Here is a 15,950-nt window from a genome sequence, read left to right as displayed (position 1 = left end):
CAGGAGCGAAGATGGACATCAAGCAGCTGAAATTCCTCATCGCGCTCGACGAAACCCGCCATTTCGGCCAGGCCGCCGCACGCTGCCACATCACCCAGCCGACCCTGTCCATGCGCCTGCGCAGCCTCGAAGAAGAACTCGACCTGCCGCTGGTCAATCGCGGCCAGCGCTTCGAAGGCTTCACCGCGCCGGGCGAGCGGGTGCTGGCTTGGGCGCGCACGGTGTTGGCGGCCTATGACGGCTTGTATGCCGAGGCCGCCGCCTGTCGCGGCAATCTGGTCGGCACGTTGCGCCTGGGCATGGTGCCGTTGTCGAGCTTCGATCCGCTGCCGCTGCTGCAACGCCTGCACGCCGAACACCCGAACCTGCGCTTCGAGCTTTCAGCCTTGAGTTCGGAGCAGATCCTCGAACAACTGGCGAACAATCGCCTGGATCTCGGTGTTTCCTATCTGGAACGCCTGGACGCCGAACATTTCGACTCACTGGCCTTCAGCGAAACCCGCATGGGCCTGCTCTACGACCAACGCTTCTTCACCTTTGGCGAGGCGCCGCTGAGCTGGGAATCGTTGATTGAGCTGCCACTGGGCATGCTCACCAGCGGCATGCACTTTCGCCAGTCCATCGACCATAACTTCCATAGCCGCGGCCTCACCCCACAACCCTTGCTGCAGACCGACGCCGTCCATCAACTGCTTCAAGCCGTGCACGGCGGCCTGTGTTGCGCCGTGATGCCCTTGGACGGTGGCCTCGAAGGGTTGACCGACCACTTGCGCCTGCAACCGATCGAGAACGCCCAGACCCTTGGCCGCCTGGGGCTGATCATGCGTCGCAGCGCGCCACGCTCGGCCCTGGCGGAAGCCTGTTTCGCGATTTATCAGCAATCACTGACGAGCGCTTGATCGACGGCATCTATCGGTAGATCAGTATTAGCGATTAGACGCGACAGTTTGCCGCGCCTAGTCTTAAAGCTGATCAATCCGTGGGTGATGCCATGAACACCAAGCGCCCTGCCTGCGCGGCGCCTGCCCTCGAAACGCCCGCGCCCGCCGCCAGCCAGACGTACAGCTACAGCAATTTCCGCCCCACCGAAACGGAAAGCGTCGAATCGGACAGCACCGCGCTGGCCGAGGAAGTCGCGTTGGCGATTGCCTATAACGGCATCAGCCAAGCGGTCATGCTGGTAACGCCAACGGATCTGGAGGACTTCATTGTCGGCTTCAGCCTGGGCAGCGGCATCATCCAGGACGCCTCGGACATCTACGACCTGCAACTGACTGGCTCGGGCTCGGCGCAATACGCGCAAGTGACCATCGCCAATCGCGCCTTCTGGAACCTCAAGCAGCAGCGTCGGCAACTGGCCGGCACCAGCGGTTGCGGGTTGTGCGGCGTGGAAGCGGTCGAGCAGGCGTTGCCTGACCTTCAGGTATTGCCCGGCGCCCCGCTGCCACCCGTTGAATGGCTCGATGGCCTGCGCCAGCGCATCGGCGCCTTCCAGCCTTTGGGCCAGCATTGCGGTGCGGTGCACGCAGCGGTGTTCATGAACGATCAGGGCCAGTTGCTGATGGGCCGCGAAGACATAGGCCGACACAACGCCCTCGACAAGCTGATCGGTGGCCTTGTCCGCCAGAACATCCCGACCGCCGGCGGGCTGGCGATTGTCACCAGCCGCTGCAGTCTCGAATTGATCCAGAAAGTCCTGCGCGCCGGCATCCAGACCCTGGTCAGCCTGTCGTCGCCCACGGGCCTTGCCGTGCAATGGGCTCGGCGCCACAACCTCAACCTCATCCATTTGCCACAGAAGAATGCGCCGCGGGTCTACAGCCCAACGTTGGAGAATCAAGCGTGAGTCAACACCGTCAAGCCGACCAGACCCCCGTCCCTCGCTACAAGCCCTACAAAGGTCCTGCCGGTGGCTGGGGCGCTCTGATCAGCGTGGCCCAGGCCTGGTTGACCAGCGACAACGCACTGAAAAACCTGCGCATCATGCTCAAGACCAACCAGAACGGTGGCTTCGACTGCCCGGGTTGCGCCTGGGGCGATTCTCCGGAAAAGGGCATGGTGATGTTCTGCGAGAACGGCGCCAAGGCGGTGAACTGGGAAGCGACCAAACGCCGTGTCGACGCCAAATTCTTCGCCAGACACAGCGTCACTTCATTGCTGGAGCAGAGCGACTACTGGCTCGAATACCAGGGTCGCCTGACCGAGCCGATGAGCTACGACGCCGAAACGGACCGCTATAAACCGATCAGTTGGGACGACGCCTTCGCGCTGATCGCCAAACACCTGAACGGTTTGTCGAGTCCGGACCAGGCCGAGTTCTACACCTCGGGCCGTGCCAGCAACGAAGCAGCTTATTTGTACCAGCTGTTCGTGCGCGCCTTCGGTACCAACAATTTCCCTGACTGCTCGAACATGTGCCACGAGGCCAGCGGTGTGGCACTGTCGCAAAGTGTCGGCGTCGGCAAAGGCACCGTGACGTTCGACGACTTCGAACACGCCGATGCGATTTTCGTCTGGGGCCAGAACCCCGGCACCAACCACCCACGCATGCTCGAACCGCTGCGTGAAGCGGTGAAACGCGGTGCGCAAGTGGTGTGCATCAACCCGCTCAAGGAACGCGGCCTGGAACGTTTCCAGCACCCGCAGCACGCGATCGAAATGCTCACCAACGGCGACAAGCCGACCAACACCGCGTTCTTCCGCCCGGCCCTCGGTGGCGACATGGCGATCATGCGCGGCATGGCGAAATTTCTCTTGCTGTGGGAGCGCGACGCACAGAAAACCGGCGCACCCGCGGTGTTCGACCATGACTTCCTCAATGAGCACAGCGCCAATGTGCTGGAGTACCTCGCGGCCATCGACGACACCCCGTGGGAGCAGATCGTCGAGCAGTCCGGCCTGACCCTGGTCGAGATCGAGCAAGCGGCGCGCATGTACGCCAAGGGCAAGAACGTCATCATGTGCTGGGCCATGGGTATCACCCAGCATCGCCATTCGGTGGCGACCATCCAGGAGATCGCCAACCTGATGCTGCTGCGCGGCAACGTTGGCCGCCCCGGTGCCGGCCTGTGCCCGGTGCGGGGTCACAGCAACGTGCAGGGCGACCGGACCATGGGCATCAACGAACGTCCGCCGGCAGCCTTTCTCGATGCCCTGGAGCGCCGCTTCCAGTTCAAGGTGCCACGCCACAACGGCCACAACGTGGTCGAGGCGATTCATGCCATGGCCGAAGGCCGGGCGAAAGTATTCATCGGCCTGGGCGGCAACTTCGCCCAGGCCACGCCGGACAGCCCGCGCACGTTCCAGGCGTTGCAAAACTGTGACCTGACCGTGCAGATCAGCACCAAGCTCAACCGCAGCCATTTGACCCACGGCAAGGACGCGTTGATCCTGCCGTGCCTGGGCCGCACCGACATCGATATCCAGAACGAAGGCCCGCAAGCGATAACCGTCGAAGACTCGTTCAGCATGGTCCACGCCTCCAATGGCCAGTTGCAGCCGCTGTCGAACCAGATGCGCTCGGAACCGGCGATCCTGGCCGGCATCGCTGCCGCGACCCTGGGCAGCCACCCGGTGGACTGGAACTGGCTGGTGGCCGACTACAGCCGCATCCGCGACCTGATCGCCGAGACCATTCCCGGTTTCACGGACTTCAACGAGAAGGTCAAGAATCCCGGCGGCTTCTACCTGGGCAACAGTGCCGGCGCACGCAAGTGGAATACCGCCTCGGGCCGGGCCAATTTCCGCCCCAACGCACTGCCTGAAGACCTGGTGCACGAACGCACCCGCGCCACCGGTTTACTGCCGGACCTGATCATGCAATCGATGCGCTCCCACGATCAGTACAACACCACGATCTACGGCTTGAATGACCGCTATCGCGGGGTGAAGGGACAACGCGACGTATTGTTCGTCAACGAGGCCGACATCATTCGCCTGGGTTTCAAACCGGGGCAGAAGGCTGACATCGTTTCGCTCTGGGACGATGGTGTCGAACGTCGGGTGAAAGGCTTCACCCTGCTGGCATTCGACATCCCGGCCGGGCAAGCGGCGGCGTACTACCCGGAAGTGAATCCGCTGGTGCCGCTGGAAAGCACCGGCGATGGCAGCCATACCCCGACATCGAAATTCGTGGCGATCCGGTTGGAAGCGGCGAGCGAGACCAGGTTGATCATGGCCAGGTCTGCGTAACGCTTCGCCTGAACCGGCCTCTTCGCGAGCAAGCCCGCTCCCACATTGAATCTCTGCCGTACATAAAATTTGTGTTCGCTGAAGATCCAATGTGGGAGCGGGCTTGCTCGCGAATGCGGTAGATCAAACAACAAACTTTCCGAATTCTGCACTTTCCTTTCGCCCACAAAAAAGGCCGTTTCCTCATGAAAACAGCCTTTGCGAAGTAGTAAAAGACCGGCAAAAAAACGTTAAGTTCCGCCCAAAAAACAGTAACTTGCAATATTGTATACAGGTCGTGTTATTCGTCGGATTTCGATTGTCACGCCCATTCCAGAGCCTCAGGATCGCGCCGTCATCCCCTTGAGGTTCCTCCATGAAGTTCTCCTCGATTCTCTTGTTGTCCCTTGGCCTGGTCAGCGGTATCGCGTCTGCTGGCGGCACCACCGAAGCCGGTGTAGGCGGCGCATTGGGCGGGGTTCTAGGCTCGGTCGTCGGTCAGTCGTTAGGCGGCAATACAGGTTCCACCATCGGCGCGGCCCTGGGTGGCGCAGGTGGTAGTGCCGTCGGCGCAAACAAACACAGCCGTGGCGAAGCAGCCATTGGCGGTGCGTTGGGTGCTGCGGGCGGTAACGTGGTCGGCCGCAGCGTGGGCGGCACCACTGGCAGCCTGATCGGCGCCGCAGCAGGCGGCGGCGCCGGTGGCGCGCTGGGTAACTACATGGGCAAAGAGTACGATAATGATGACGACGACGATCGTCGTTCGTATCGAGGCCATGGTGATCGTCGTTACTACCGTGACGGCCATCCGGGCCGCGGTCATGCCTACGGCCATCGCAAGCATCGCCACAAGCATTACCGCGACTAAGGCCTCGAGCGCCTCGCTGATCAGTACAACAAAAATCGCAGCCCAAGGGCTGCGATTTTTTTTGTCTTACTGAACCACCAGACGCTCCAGCGCCCCGCGTAACCCGGCAGGAATCGCCACGGGTTGATTCGACCCGCGATCGACAAACACATGCACGAAGCGCCCTGCCGCACAGGCTTCATCCTCGCCTTGCCTGAACACGGCCAGTTCGTACTGCACCGAACTGTTGCCCAACTTGCCCACGCGTAGACCGATCTCGATACGGTCCGGGAAAGCAATGGACGCAAAGTAATCACAGGAGGAGCTCACCACGAACCCCACCACCTCGCCGTCATGGATATCCAGGCCGCCGACCTCGATCAGGTAAGTGTTCACCGCCGTATCGAAGAAGCTGTAATAGGTGACGTTGTTGATGTGACCGTAGGCGTCGTTGTCGTGCCAGCGGGTGGTGATGGGCTGAAAATGCGGATAGTCGGTGCGTTGGGGCATCAGCGTTGCATCCTGGAATGGGTTTACCAAGTCTAAGGCGAAAAACGCGTTATCGTTCTTCGCGAGCAAGCCCGCTCCCACATTGGATATCGGTCGTACACACAATCTGTGCTCGCTGAAGATCAAATGTGGGAGCGGGCTTGCTCGCGAAGGCGCCCTTGCAGGCGCCACATCAATCACTGGTCAGCAAACCCCTTGCCTGCCGCCGCCAACTCCCCAATCAATCGAGCCGGCTGCCAGTGACCGCCCTGACGCGTCTCAAGGTCCATCAAGCGCCGATGGATATCCGCCAGCCCTTGCTGATCCGCCCAGGCCATCGGCCCGCCCTTGTCTGCCGGGAAACCGTAACCATTGAGGTAGACCAGATCGATATCCCGAGCCGATCCGGCAATGCCTTCCTGCAGGATCTTCGCGCCTTCGTTGACCAGTGCCAGCAAGCAGCGCTCGAGAATCTCCTCCGGGCCAATCTCGCGACGCTGGAACCCCAGTTCTTCACTGACTTGAAGCACCAGTGCATCGACCTGCGGATCGTGCTCGGCCTGCCGGCTGCCCGGTTCGTAATGGTAAAAACCGTTGCCACTCTTTTGGCCGAAACGTTCCATCTCGCACAGTCGATTGTCCACCTGAACCTCAGGCGCATCCTGCCCGACGCCGGACAGTTGCCGTGCTCGCCACTGCAGGTCGACGCCCACCACGTCGAACATGCGGAACGGCCCCATGGCGAAACCGAACCCTTGCAGCGCTGCATCCACCTGGTAGGGATAAGCCCCTTCCAGCAGCATTTTCCGCGCCTCAAGCACATAGGTATTGAGCATGCGGTTGCCGATGAAACCATCACAATTGCCCGCCACTACACTGACCTTGCCCATGCGCTGGCCGAGCGCCAGCGCCGCGTCGAGGACTGCCGGAGCAGTCTGCGCGCCACGGACGATTTCCAGCAGCTTCATGATGTGTGCCGGGCTGAAGAAATGCAGGCCCAGCACTTGCTGTGGTCGGCGTGTGACTGCCGCGATAGCGTCGATGTCCAGCGCCGAAGTATTGCTCGCCAGAATCGCCTCAGGTTTGAGCAAGCCATCGAGCTCACGGAAGATTTTCTGCTTGAGCTCAAGGTTTTCGTACACCGCTTCGATGACCAGGTCGACATCGCGGATGGCCACATAACCATCGGCCGCCGTTACGCGCGCGATACGGGCGTCGGCTTCTGCCTGATCAATGCGGCCCTGACGCACGCTGTGGGCATAGGTGTCCGCCACGGTTGCCATTGCCTGTTCCAGCATTTGCGGATTGTTGTCGACCCACTGCACGGCCACTCCGGCGTTGGCCAGGCACATGACAATGCCACGGCCCATGGTGCCCGCGCCGATGACGGCGGCGCGCTGAATATTCGACGGTGTCTGGCTCATGTTTTGTTCTCTTGTTGGCGATCCGAAGACAGCCACCACCATAGTCAGCCACTGCACATTTTTGAAATTTATTCCTGTGATGAGCAACATTCAGCGGATGGATATAGCCCTTTGAGTACACCGTAAATCCCTGTGGGAGCGAGCTTGCTCGCGATGGCGATTTGTCAGTCACCATCACTGTTGAATGTGCCGGCCTCATCGCGAGCAAGCTCGCTCCCACAAGGGTTGTGGTTCAGGCTGCCAGATACCGCTGGGCCCACCCGCGTACCTCGGCGTACGGATAATCTTCCAGCGCCGCAAATCCGGGAATCGTCCGTGCCTTGAGTTTTGTGAACAGCGGCACGCTGATCCCGCACAGAAACCGCGTCACGCGTTCAGCCGAAGGCACGTTGCCCGTGTGCTGCTCATGCCTGTGGATAAAGTCGCCACACAACGCCTCGAAATTTTTATCCACAAGCGCCGGCAATTCCGGTGGTGCCGGTAGCCGCGCGACTTGCCCATGACACACCGAGCAATGGCCGCATTGCTGCGGAGCATTGTGGTCGCCGAAATACTCGGCCAGGCGATAGCCCAGGCAACGGTCGGTAGCGAACAGATCCAGCATCGCGTGTATCCGCGCGATCTCGGTGTGTTCATGCCGAGTGAAATAACGGTGCAACTCTTCGCTCAACGCGGCGCTGTCGAACCCGCTTTGCAGCACGCTGTAGACCTCGGTCATCTGCTTGCTTTCGAGCTCCACCCAACCCCTCTCCTGGAAGTAGTCCAGCGCCTTCACTACTCGACTGCGCTCGGCCTGATGCTGCTCGTGCAACGCCTCGAAATTCACCGTGGCCCAGGTCCGGGCGCGACTGGAGGTCTGGATGATCGCAGCGACAAAATCCCTGCGCTCGCCTTCAAAACGCGCCAACAGTGCCTCGGGCTCCTCCAGATACTTGAAACGATACTCGGCGTAGTAGGCGTAACGCGGTGCGATCAACCCGCGCAGTTCGAGTTGCACCAGCAAGGTCTTGAGCGGCAATTGGCGAATATTGCTCTGATCCGCCAACGGCCCCAGCAGAAACTCCCACTGCCCCTCGGGTGCTGCGGCAAGCATCTCGTCCAGCACGCAACGAATGCCATCGAGCTCGGGGGTGTCGCCGTAGACGAAGTTCTCCAGCACGTTGAGGCTGTCGCGGTTGGCCAACACCAGGCAGTCCGACGGCTGCCCGTCACGCCCGGCGCGACCGATTTCCTGGCTGTAGTTTTCGATGGATTTGGGCAGGTCGAAATGCACCACATTGCGGATGTCACTTTTGTCGATGCCCATACCGAAAGCGATGGTGGCGACGATGCAATTGGACTGCCCGCCCATGAAGCGACACTGGATCGCTTCCCGTTGTTCATGAGGCAACCCGGCGTGATAGGCCTCGGCCTGAATGCCGTTGCGGTTCAGGTGTTCGGCGATGTGCTCGGCGGTTTTCTGCAAGGTGACATAGACGATGCTGGGCTGGTCCGCACGCTGGCTCATCCACTCGACGAGGCGTCTGCGCTTGTCCGCTCCACGAACCGGCTCCACCAGCAAATTGAGGTTCGGGCGATAAAAACCGGTGGTCACCACATCGTCGGCGGCGATGGCGAATTTCGCCTGCATGTCGGCGATGACCCTGGGCGTCGCCGTTGCGGTCAGCAGCAGCACCTGGGGGATATTGAACTGGCGTTGATAGTCGGGAAGCTTGAGGTAGTCCGGGCGAAAGTTGTGCCCCCATTCGGAGATGCAATGCGCCTCGTCCACCACCAGCAGCGAGATCGGTACTTGCTGCAGAAAATGCCGGAAGCGTTCGTTCTTCAGGCGTTCCACCGAGATCATCAGAATCTTCAGTTCGCCGGATTTTGCCCGAGCCATGACATCGCTGGCGTCATCGCGGCTCTGGGCCGAATCGATACTGCCCGCCGAGATGCCGTGGCGTTGCAGGAACGCCAGTTGATCCTGCATCAACGCCAGCAACGGCGAGACCACCAGCGTCAGGTGCGGCAGCAACAGCGCCGGCAATTGGTAGCAAAGGGATTTGCCGGAACCGGTGGGGAAAATCGCCGCCGCCGAACGCCCGGCCAGCACGGCACTGACGGCCGCCTCCTGACCGGGTCGAAACTGTGGATAACCGAAAACCTGTTCCAGGGTGTTGTGCATAAGCTGTCACTCCGTTGACCGCTGCGGAGTCAAAAGCCTAGCCGGCGATTGCAGCGAGTCGAGAAAAGGTCGGGGGCGAAAACGATACGGGATGATACAGCGTCCCAACCAACCGATCCCTGGCCATAGGTTGAAACACAGGAGGCACTTTGCCCACTGATCTCGGCCTTACATCAGCCGGTATGGTTTACCGCCATCAACTTCCGCCAGGTATCCATCATGCAGGAAGCCTGAGATAGCGGATCTTTATCAAGGAACAACCATGTCCCCACAACACTTTTTTCCGCTTGCCTGCACCCTCGCACTTCCCCTTCTTTTGAACGGATGCCTGACCGTCCCGGAGCAGCCTTCCCTGGACACGGCAGCATTTGAAACGCCGGAGTATCAGGCCCAAAAAGGTCTGGCGATTGTCAACGCATCAAGTCTTTATGCACGCGGCGGCACCGGCCAGGGTGTGGCTGTCGCGCTTATCGATTCGGGTCTGAACAGCAGCCTGTCGGAGTTTCGAGGAAGGCTGCGCGATCCGGGTTTTGACTATGTGGAGAATCAGGTCGGCACTTTTGATCGGGTCGGTCACGGCACCCAGATGGCCGGCATCCTCGCAGCCAACAAGGATGATCAGGGCATGCACGGCGTCGCGTTCAACGCACAGCTGATCCCCTATCGCTTCGGCGACGATAACGAACCCTTTTTCTTCGACGGTGAAATCGCTCAGTCCTGGCAAGCAGGTTTCGACAAGGGCGCGCGCATCCTTAACAACTCGTGGGCCAACGCCATTCCTGCGACCGAAATCAACGAGGCGCGTTACAAGCAAGTCATGCCGCAATCACTGGTGACCGCGCGCAAACTGGTTGAGGACGGCGCCGTATTTGTTTTCCCTACCGGCAATGAACTGAAACGAGAACCCTTGGCTGAACCCGGCTTGCCTGTCGCCATACCCGAACTGGAAAAAGGCTGGATCGCGGTGGTTGCGTTGAAAAACGACGGCAGCGCCATCAATGCCAAATCCAACTATTGTGGCGTGGCGGCAGCCTGGTGCATTGCTGTACCGGGTGGCGACTCCGGTGCAGGGCAAGGCCTGCTGACCACCAACAAGGATGGCACCTACACCCAGACGGCTGGCACCTCGCCTTCTGCCGCGCTGGTCAGCGGAGCATTGGCGGCACTGCAAAGTCGTTACCCCGAGCTCACTGCGCAGCAAGTGCGCGAGCATCTGCTGGCGACGGCGAACCGGACTGGCCTCTATGCCAACAGTGAAGCGTACGGTAGAGGCTTGATGGATCTGGAAGCAGCCTCGCGCCAAGCGCCAAAGGTCATGACCGAGTAAGTCTGTATGGGTCGTTCGGCAGCGTCGAGATAACCTCGCCAGTCTGAACCACCCACATGACTCAGACCCCTTGTGGAAGCGGGCTTGCTTGGGAAGAGGCCAGCACAGCCACTGTAAAACTCGAAACACCCGACATTGTCCGAGGCACCCTCTACCGAGATTTACTGCGAAGCGACTGAGAATGCTGTAGGCATTTTTACCTCTCGCCATTTCACGTTGAAAACCCAGCAACAACCTGTAGTCCCCTTCCTCCAAATATGACAAAACCCTTACAAAGCGTGTCGACCTCAGCCGTCTTGTCCCCCAACGCCATACCCTCCTATAGTTTCCTGCGCGGCTGAAAACAGTGTCTCGGCCTGCCGGGAACACTTGCCGATTTCGCAAAGGACGCACTCAATGAAAAACCGCGACTCACTGACAGCCCGCTACCACCCGCTAAAGACCCGCTACAGCGAAACCCCGGTGCTGGTCATCGATACCGAGGCCGACCCCTACGAGATCCTCGACGCCGCCCGACAACGCATCCGCGCCGCCAGCGACCTGCTCGAAACCCTTTATTGCACCTGCTTCAAACAGGCCGAAGCAAGCGACATCCCCAATATCGTCAGCGCCCTGTACCTGCTGACCCAGGACGGCAACGACCTGCTCGACATCGCCCGCCAGCGCTTGCCGAAACACGTTGCTTGCCCCACCACAACTCCCTGTGGGAGCGGGCTTGCTCGCGAAAAACGATAACGCGGTCCCGTTGAGGCCATATGAATGCAAGAAAATTCGCTGTGGATATCTCCGTCAGCAACGACCTATGAAAGCTTCGGCAAGGTCCTACAAAACAAGGCACCTTGTCGGCTATCGATGACCAGTCACTCAATCCTATAGTCCGGGCTGTCGCTGCCAAATCAGCGACTCGGGCTTGGTCACCCGAATTAGATCTACGTACTCACCCGTTGTATGCTGCCGACGCTTTTTTGTGTCTGCACGCTATATGGTGGCTGTGTTTGGGATGCCTTCGGGCATACCGGTTCTGTGCGTAGATCTCACCGGTTGACCAACCCGAACACAGTCGCCTCCCATCGTTTGGTCACGATGATGGCGGTCCTTTCTGACACATCTGAGATTGCACATCATGAATAAATGGAATCCGTTCACCAACGAACGCTATCTACCGCTCCAAACCAACCTCACCGATTCCCCGCCTCTGATCATCGACACAGAAGCCAACCCCCAAGACATCCTCGAAGCCGCCCTCCAACGCATCCGGGCGTCCAGCGAGCTGCTGCAAACCCTGCACTGCCAATGCTTCAAACACGGCGACCTCGAAGACATCCCGCACATCACCCACGCCCTCTACCTGCTGACCCAGGACGGCTGCGACCTGCTCAAAGTCGCCCAGCAACGAATGCTCAACTGGAAAGCCCCGGTCTGACGTTGCGTGAAGATCAGTCCCCATGTTCTGCATGGGAACGATCAAAACGACAAAATCTGATCCAACGGACAAAAAGCATGGAAAGCCGTCATCGAGCGCAGGAGATAACCATGAGCAAGTTTTTTAATGAGCTAATGGAAAGCGTGCAACAGATGAACGAGATCCTGCGGGATGAACGTCAGCCTTCCCCGCGACCTGAAACATTGAACCCTGGAACGATCAAGTCAGTCGCTCCTTCCTCTCGCGATCGGCAATCAATAAGATCCGCCCAAGCCCAACCGGACACCCCGCAATGAACCTCGCCCCCAACTTCCCGGACGACCACGCCATGCAACTGCTCATGCAGTTGCTGCACGAAGAACTCGGTCTGCCCGAACGCAAAACCATTAGCCTCAACACCTCGATCAACTTTGATTTGGGCTGCGATGGCGCTGATGCTCGGCACCTGATGGAAGTATTGGAAGAACAGTTCGCCATCGACTTCGTCGACTACGATGCCTATCGCTACTTCCAGCCTGAAGGTTTTGATGTGTTTCTCAAGCGACGGGCGAAGGGGCGTGGCGACAAGGTTCCACTGACTATCGAAATGCTTTACCAAGCGGTAAAAGCGCAACGTTGGGATACGCGAAAGCTGGAAGGGATCGGTTGAACGCGTAAGTGTCACTATTCTGGCCGTTTGAAGCCTATTCAGCTGGAATAATGGTAGCTGCGCCTCACATCCTCCGACTCGCACCCACAAAAAAGCCGCCCCGAAGGGCGGCTTTTTCGTTAGCTCAATCCAACACTTACAACTTTGGACCCGCAGCCTTGATCGCGTCGCTCACTTCGAACTTCTTGAAGTTCTCGATGAACAGGCCGGCCAGTGCTTTGGCGGCTTCGTCGTAGGATGGCTTGTCGGCCCAGGTGTTGCGTGGGTTCAGCAGGCCAGTCTCAACGCCCGGTACGGCCACTGGCACGTCGAGGTTGATGGTGTCCAGGTGCTCGGTCTCGGTGCCGATCAGCGCGCCGCTCTGGATCGCTGCGATCACGGCACGGGTGGTCGGGATGTTGAAGCGCTTGCCGACGCCGTAGCCACCACCGGTCCAGCCAGTGTTGACCAGATAGACCTTGGAGCCGAAGCCGCGGATGCGCTTGATCAGCAGCTCAGCGTATTCGCCAGCCGGACGCGGGAAGAACGGTGCGCCGAAGCAGGTGGAGAAGGTCGACTTGATGCCGCTGCCCGAACCCATTTCAGTCGAGCCCACCAGTGCGGTGTAGCCGGACAGGAAGTGGTAGGCCGCTTGCTCTTCATTGAGGATCGACACTGGAGGCAGTACGCCGGTCAGGTCGCAGGTCAGGAAGATCACAGCGTTCGGCTCGCCACCGAGGTTCTTCTCGGAGCGCTTGGCAACGTGCTCCAGCGGGTAGGCGGCGCGGCTGTTCTGGGTCAGGCTGACATCGGCGTAGTCGGCGTGCTTGGCATCGTCGATAACGACGTTTTCCAGTACCGCGCCGTGCTTGATGGCTTTCCAGATAACCGGCTCGTTCTTCTCGGACAGGTCGATGCACTTGGCATAGCAACCGCCTTCGATGTTGAACACCACGCCTTCGCCCCAGCCGTGTTCGTCGTCACCGATCAGGTAACGGCTTTCGTCGGCGGACAGGGTGGTCTTGCCGGTGCCCGACAGACCGAAGAACAGGGTCACATCGCCCTCTTCGCCGATGTTGGCGGCGCAGTGCATTGGCAGTACGTCGGCAGCCGGCAGCAGGAAGTTCTGCACCGAGAACATGGCTTTCTTCATCTCACCGGCGTAACGCATGCCGGCGATCAGCACTTTCTTCTGTGCGAAGTTGATGATCACGCAGCCGTCGGAGTTGGTGCCGTCACGCTCTGGCACGCATTCGAAGTTGGCAACGTTGAGGACCTGCCACTCGTCACGACCCGCCGGGTTGTACTGAGCCGGGTTGATGAACAGGCAACGGCCGAACAGGTTCTGCCAGGCAGTCTGGGTGGTCATTTTCACGGCCAGGTAGTGCTCGGAAGCCGCACCTACATGCACGTGGGAAACGAAATGCTCTTGCGCGTTGTTGAAAGCTTCAACACGGTCCCACAGGGCGTCGAACTTGTCGGCCGGGAACTTGCGGTTGATCGGGCCCCAGGCGATGGCGCCCGTGGTGCTCGGCTCATCAACGATGAAACGATCGACTGGCGAACGGCCGGTACGGTGACCGGTACGAACAACCAGTGCGCCGGTATCGGCAAGCTCGCCTTCACCGCGATTGAGGGCTTCTTTAACCAGATCATCAACACTCAGATCGGTGTACACGGCATTGTTGGCTTGCGTCATGAGGTTCCCCGTCGGCCAGTGGCCGAGTGCTCCAAACGTTTTTGTAGTAGAAAGTCGTGCACTACTACCGCGAAAAAAGTGGGCCGGATTATGCCAGAAAAGCCCAAAAAAAGTAGGCCCCTCCTGTCGTAACGGCGTTAATCCGGCGGTAGCCAGTGAATTTACCTGCGCTGAACCGTTTTAGTGACGGGTATCTGACGGCGTCTCGACACCCGCGCCGGCGAACAATTGGGTGACATCGGCGGCATCGAACAGGTAGCGCTGGTTACAGAATTGGCAATCGATTTCGATGTTGCCACCGTGTTCGACCACCAATTGCTGCGCATCTTCCACACCCAGACTGACCAGCGCATTGGCCGAACGTTCGCGCGAGCAGCTGCAGCGGAAGCGCAACTTCTGTACATCGAACAGGCGCACCTGCTCGTCGTGGTACAAGCGATGCAACACGGTTTCGTTGTCCAGGCCCAGCAGTTCATCGGCAGTCAGCGTGCCGCCCAGGGTGGTGAGGTGCTGCCAGCTGGCGGCGCGCTCGTCTTCGTCCTTCAACCGGTCGGCAGGCAGCTGTTGCAGCAGCAGGCCACGGGCGCGACGGCCGTCGGCGTACAGCCAGAAACGCGTGCCGACTTGCTGGGACATGACGAAATAGTTGGTGAAGCATTCCGACAGGGTGGCGCCATCGAGGTCGACGATGCCCTGGTAACGCTGGCCCTGAGTCGGGTCGATGGTCAATGCCAGCACGCCGTCCGGCATCAGGTCGACCAGGGTCGCGTCAGGTTTGATACGGTCTGCTTCGTAACGGGCCAGGCCACGGATCTCGCGCTCGCTGGAGCACTCGATCATCAGCAGCGGGATCGGGCCTTCGGAGCGGGCTTGCAGAATCAGCAAGCCATCGAACTTCATCGCGCCGACCAGCAACGATGCGGCCGCCATCAGCTCGCCGAGCAGTTGCGCGACCGGCTGCGGGTAGGCGTGTTTGGCCAGGACTTCGGCGTAGCTGAGCTCCAGCGAGACCAGCTCGCCACGGGTGTCGCTGTCATCGAAGATGAAGCGTTGGGTGAAGTCGTTATCCGGTAGGTCAGTCATAAGTCTGGGTATCTGAAGTGGTGACAAAAGTGATTACAGAATTCGAGGTCGCGCCTTGGCCATAGCGCCTTGCTGTCTGGTTATGGCTTACAGGCGGGCGATTGTGTGCGCTTTACGACGAATGGCACTGCCAATGGCTCATTTAGGGTAGGCGAGTTACCCCATATGGCTACGCGCAAGCACAATTACAAGTCTTTGCCTGTTTGAGTGATCGACGGACCCGGTCAATCATTCGTTGCTGCTGCCACGAAACTTGAACAGATCCCGTCGCTGTTTCTTGCTCGGCTTGCCCTCGGTGCTCACGCCCAGAGCGCCTGCCTTGCGCTCGGCGGCGGCGTTTTCGCGCTTGGCGATACTGGCTTCCGTTTCGGTGTACAGCATCTGTGCCTCCGGTGCACCACGGCGAACGATCGACAACGCCTGAACCACCACCGTGCGCTCCTCGAAACCGGTGCGGATCACAAACTCGTCACCGACCCGTGGCTCTTTACCCGGCTTGCAGCGTTCGCCCCGGCAGTGCACCTTGCCGCTTTCAATCGCCGCCTTGGCCAGCGCGCGGGTCTTGTAGAATCGTGCAGCCCACAACCATTTATCGAGGCGGACTTTGTCGTCCTCTTCGCTTTTTTGTGCCATGGAATTTCCTCATTCTGAAATATTGGTGAACTGTACTACCGTTTCTGACGTACCAAGAAT

15 protein-coding genes are annotated in these 15,950 nt (G+C 59.6%); 9 read left to right on the top strand and 6 right to left on the bottom strand.

The genetic code is table 11. The features are described 5' to 3' along the window. Positions 1–11: 11 nt before the first annotated feature. The 4 genes from ACXX83_RS25900 (at position 12) to ACXX83_RS25885 (ending at position 5,038) form a co-directional block, all read left to right on the top strand. Positions 12–899, top strand: a complete 888-nt coding sequence (locus tag ACXX83_RS25900) for a LysR family transcriptional regulator (RefSeq protein ID WP_217836889.1) — start codon at positions 12–14, stop codon at positions 897–899. 92 nt (positions 900–991) lie between these two features. After that, positions 992–1,846 (top strand): formate dehydrogenase accessory sulfurtransferase FdhD, encoded by an 855-nt coding sequence (gene fdhD / locus ACXX83_RS25895; RefSeq protein ID WP_217836888.1) that lies wholly within the window; start codon positions 992–994, stop codon positions 1,844–1,846. Then, positions 1,843–4,191 carry an FdhF/YdeP family oxidoreductase gene (locus tag ACXX83_RS25890; protein WP_458549969.1) on the top strand — a complete coding sequence of 783 codons (2,349 nt, stop codon included), beginning with the start codon at positions 1,843–1,845 and terminating at the stop codon, positions 4,189–4,191. The genes fdhD and ACXX83_RS25890 overlap by 4 nt, the downstream gene beginning before the upstream one ends. A 355-nt stretch (positions 4,192–4,546) precedes the next feature. Continuing rightward, a complete protein-coding gene (locus ACXX83_RS25885; RefSeq protein ID WP_015093033.1) occupies positions 4,547–5,038 on the top strand; it encodes a glycine zipper domain-containing protein in 492 nt (163 codons plus the stop codon). Positions 5,039–5,104: 66 nt separating this feature from the next. On the opposite strand, the gene ACXX83_RS25880 is transcribed toward ACXX83_RS25885, so the two are convergent. The 3 genes from ACXX83_RS25880 to ACXX83_RS25870 form a co-directional block, all read right to left on the bottom strand. Next, entirely contained in the window at positions 5,105–5,527 is a 423-nt protein-coding gene (locus ACXX83_RS25880) for an acyl-CoA thioesterase (RefSeq protein WP_458549968.1), read from the bottom strand. Between the two features lie 176 nt (positions 5,528–5,703). Then, positions 5,704–6,930, bottom strand: coding sequence for a 3-hydroxyacyl-CoA dehydrogenase (locus ACXX83_RS25875; protein WP_458549967.1), 1,227 nt, complete (start codon positions 6,928–6,930; stop codon positions 5,704–5,706). Positions 6,931–7,162: 232 nt separating this feature from the next. Next, the gene (locus tag ACXX83_RS25870) at positions 7,163–9,097 is read right to left on the bottom strand and encodes a RecQ family ATP-dependent DNA helicase (RefSeq protein WP_458549966.1); all 1,935 of its coding nucleotides are present in this window, start codon (positions 9,095–9,097) and stop codon (positions 7,163–7,165) included. 262 nt (positions 9,098–9,359) lie between these two features. Between ACXX83_RS25870 and ACXX83_RS25865 the strand changes: the two genes are divergently transcribed. The 5 genes from ACXX83_RS25865 to ACXX83_RS25845 all read left to right on the top strand — a co-directional run bounded on the left by ACXX83_RS25865 (position 9,360) and on the right by ACXX83_RS25845 (position 12,496). Then, a complete protein-coding gene (locus ACXX83_RS25865; RefSeq protein ID WP_458549965.1) occupies positions 9,360–10,424 on the top strand; it encodes a S8 family peptidase in 1,065 nt (354 codons plus the stop codon). 396 nt (positions 10,425–10,820) lie between these two features. Continuing rightward, entirely contained in the window at positions 10,821–11,159 is a 339-nt protein-coding gene (locus tag ACXX83_RS25860) for a hypothetical protein (RefSeq protein WP_126048631.1), read from the top strand. A gap of 388 nt (positions 11,160–11,547) precedes the next feature. After that, positions 11,548–11,847 (top strand): hypothetical protein, encoded by a 300-nt coding sequence (locus ACXX83_RS25855; RefSeq protein WP_217836881.1) that lies wholly within the window; start codon positions 11,548–11,550, stop codon positions 11,845–11,847. Between the two features lie 110 nt (positions 11,848–11,957). Then, a complete protein-coding gene (locus tag ACXX83_RS25850; protein WP_217838484.1) occupies positions 11,958–12,143 on the top strand; it encodes a hypothetical protein in 186 nt (61 codons plus the stop codon). Next, entirely contained in the window at positions 12,140–12,496 is a 357-nt protein-coding gene (locus ACXX83_RS25845; protein WP_217836880.1) for a DUF1493 family protein, read from the top strand. Before ACXX83_RS25850 ends, ACXX83_RS25845 begins: the two co-directional genes overlap by 4 nt. A gap of 136 nt (positions 12,497–12,632) precedes the next feature. Here ACXX83_RS25845 and ACXX83_RS25840 read toward each other — a convergent pair whose 3' ends face one another. From ACXX83_RS25840 to ACXX83_RS25830, 3 genes are all read right to left on the bottom strand, one after another. Continuing rightward, entirely contained in the window at positions 12,633–14,174 is a 1,542-nt protein-coding gene (locus ACXX83_RS25840; RefSeq protein WP_015093023.1) for a phosphoenolpyruvate carboxykinase, read from the bottom strand. 180 nt (positions 14,175–14,354) lie between these two features. Continuing rightward, entirely contained in the window at positions 14,355–15,257 is a 903-nt protein-coding gene (hslO, locus tag ACXX83_RS25835) for an Hsp33 family molecular chaperone HslO (RefSeq protein WP_458549964.1), read from the bottom strand. Positions 15,258–15,485: 228 nt separating this feature from the next. Next, entirely contained in the window at positions 15,486–15,890 is a 405-nt protein-coding gene (locus ACXX83_RS25830) for an RNA-binding S4 domain-containing protein (RefSeq protein WP_217836878.1), read from the bottom strand. Between the last annotated feature and the right edge of the window lie 60 nt (positions 15,891–15,950).

Source organism: Pseudomonas sp. GNP012 (genome assembly GCF_054343835.1).
The sequence above is the reverse complement of the archived record's forward strand: the minus strand, read 5'-3'. Positions and strand labels throughout refer to the sequence as shown.

Bases quoted from the DNA above. Each gene is read 5' to 3' on its own strand.
- ACXX83_RS25870 (WP_458549966.1), bottom strand. From the start codon at position 9,097: ATGCACAACACCCTGGAACAGGTTTTCGGTTATCCACAGTTTCGACCC.
- ACXX83_RS25860 (WP_126048631.1), top strand. From the start codon at position 10,821: ATGAAAAACCGCGACTCACTGACAGCCCGCTACCACCCGCTAAAGACC.
- ACXX83_RS25900 (WP_217836889.1), top strand. From the start codon at position 12: ATGGACATCAAGCAGCTGAAATTCCTCATCGCGCTCGACGAAACCCGC.
- ACXX83_RS25855 (WP_217836881.1), top strand. From the start codon at position 11,548: ATGAATAAATGGAATCCGTTCACCAACGAACGCTATCTACCGCTCCAA.
- hslO (WP_458549964.1), bottom strand. From the start codon at position 15,257: ATGACTGACCTACCGGATAACGACTTCACCCAACGCTTCATCTTCGAT.
- ACXX83_RS25845 (WP_217836880.1), top strand. From the start codon at position 12,140: ATGAACCTCGCCCCCAACTTCCCGGACGACCACGCCATGCAACTGCTC.
- ACXX83_RS25850 (WP_217838484.1), top strand. From the start codon at position 11,958: ATGAGCAAGTTTTTTAATGAGCTAATGGAAAGCGTGCAACAGATGAAC.
- ACXX83_RS25865 (WP_458549965.1), top strand. From the start codon at position 9,360: ATGTCCCCACAACACTTTTTTCCGCTTGCCTGCACCCTCGCACTTCCC.
- ACXX83_RS25875 (WP_458549967.1), bottom strand. From the start codon at position 6,930: ATGAGCCAGACACCGTCGAATATTCAGCGCGCCGCCGTCATCGGCGCG.
- ACXX83_RS25840 (WP_015093023.1), bottom strand. From the start codon at position 14,174: ATGACGCAAGCCAACAATGCCGTGTACACCGATCTGAGTGTTGATGAT.
- fdhD (WP_217836888.1), top strand. From the start codon at position 992: ATGAACACCAAGCGCCCTGCCTGCGCGGCGCCTGCCCTCGAAACGCCC.
- ACXX83_RS25885 (WP_015093033.1), top strand. From the start codon at position 4,547: ATGAAGTTCTCCTCGATTCTCTTGTTGTCCCTTGGCCTGGTCAGCGGT.
- ACXX83_RS25880 (WP_458549968.1), bottom strand. From the start codon at position 5,527: ATGCCCCAACGCACCGACTATCCGCATTTTCAGCCCATCACCACCCGC.
- ACXX83_RS25830 (WP_217836878.1), bottom strand. From the start codon at position 15,890: ATGGCACAAAAAAGCGAAGAGGACGACAAAGTCCGCCTCGATAAATGG.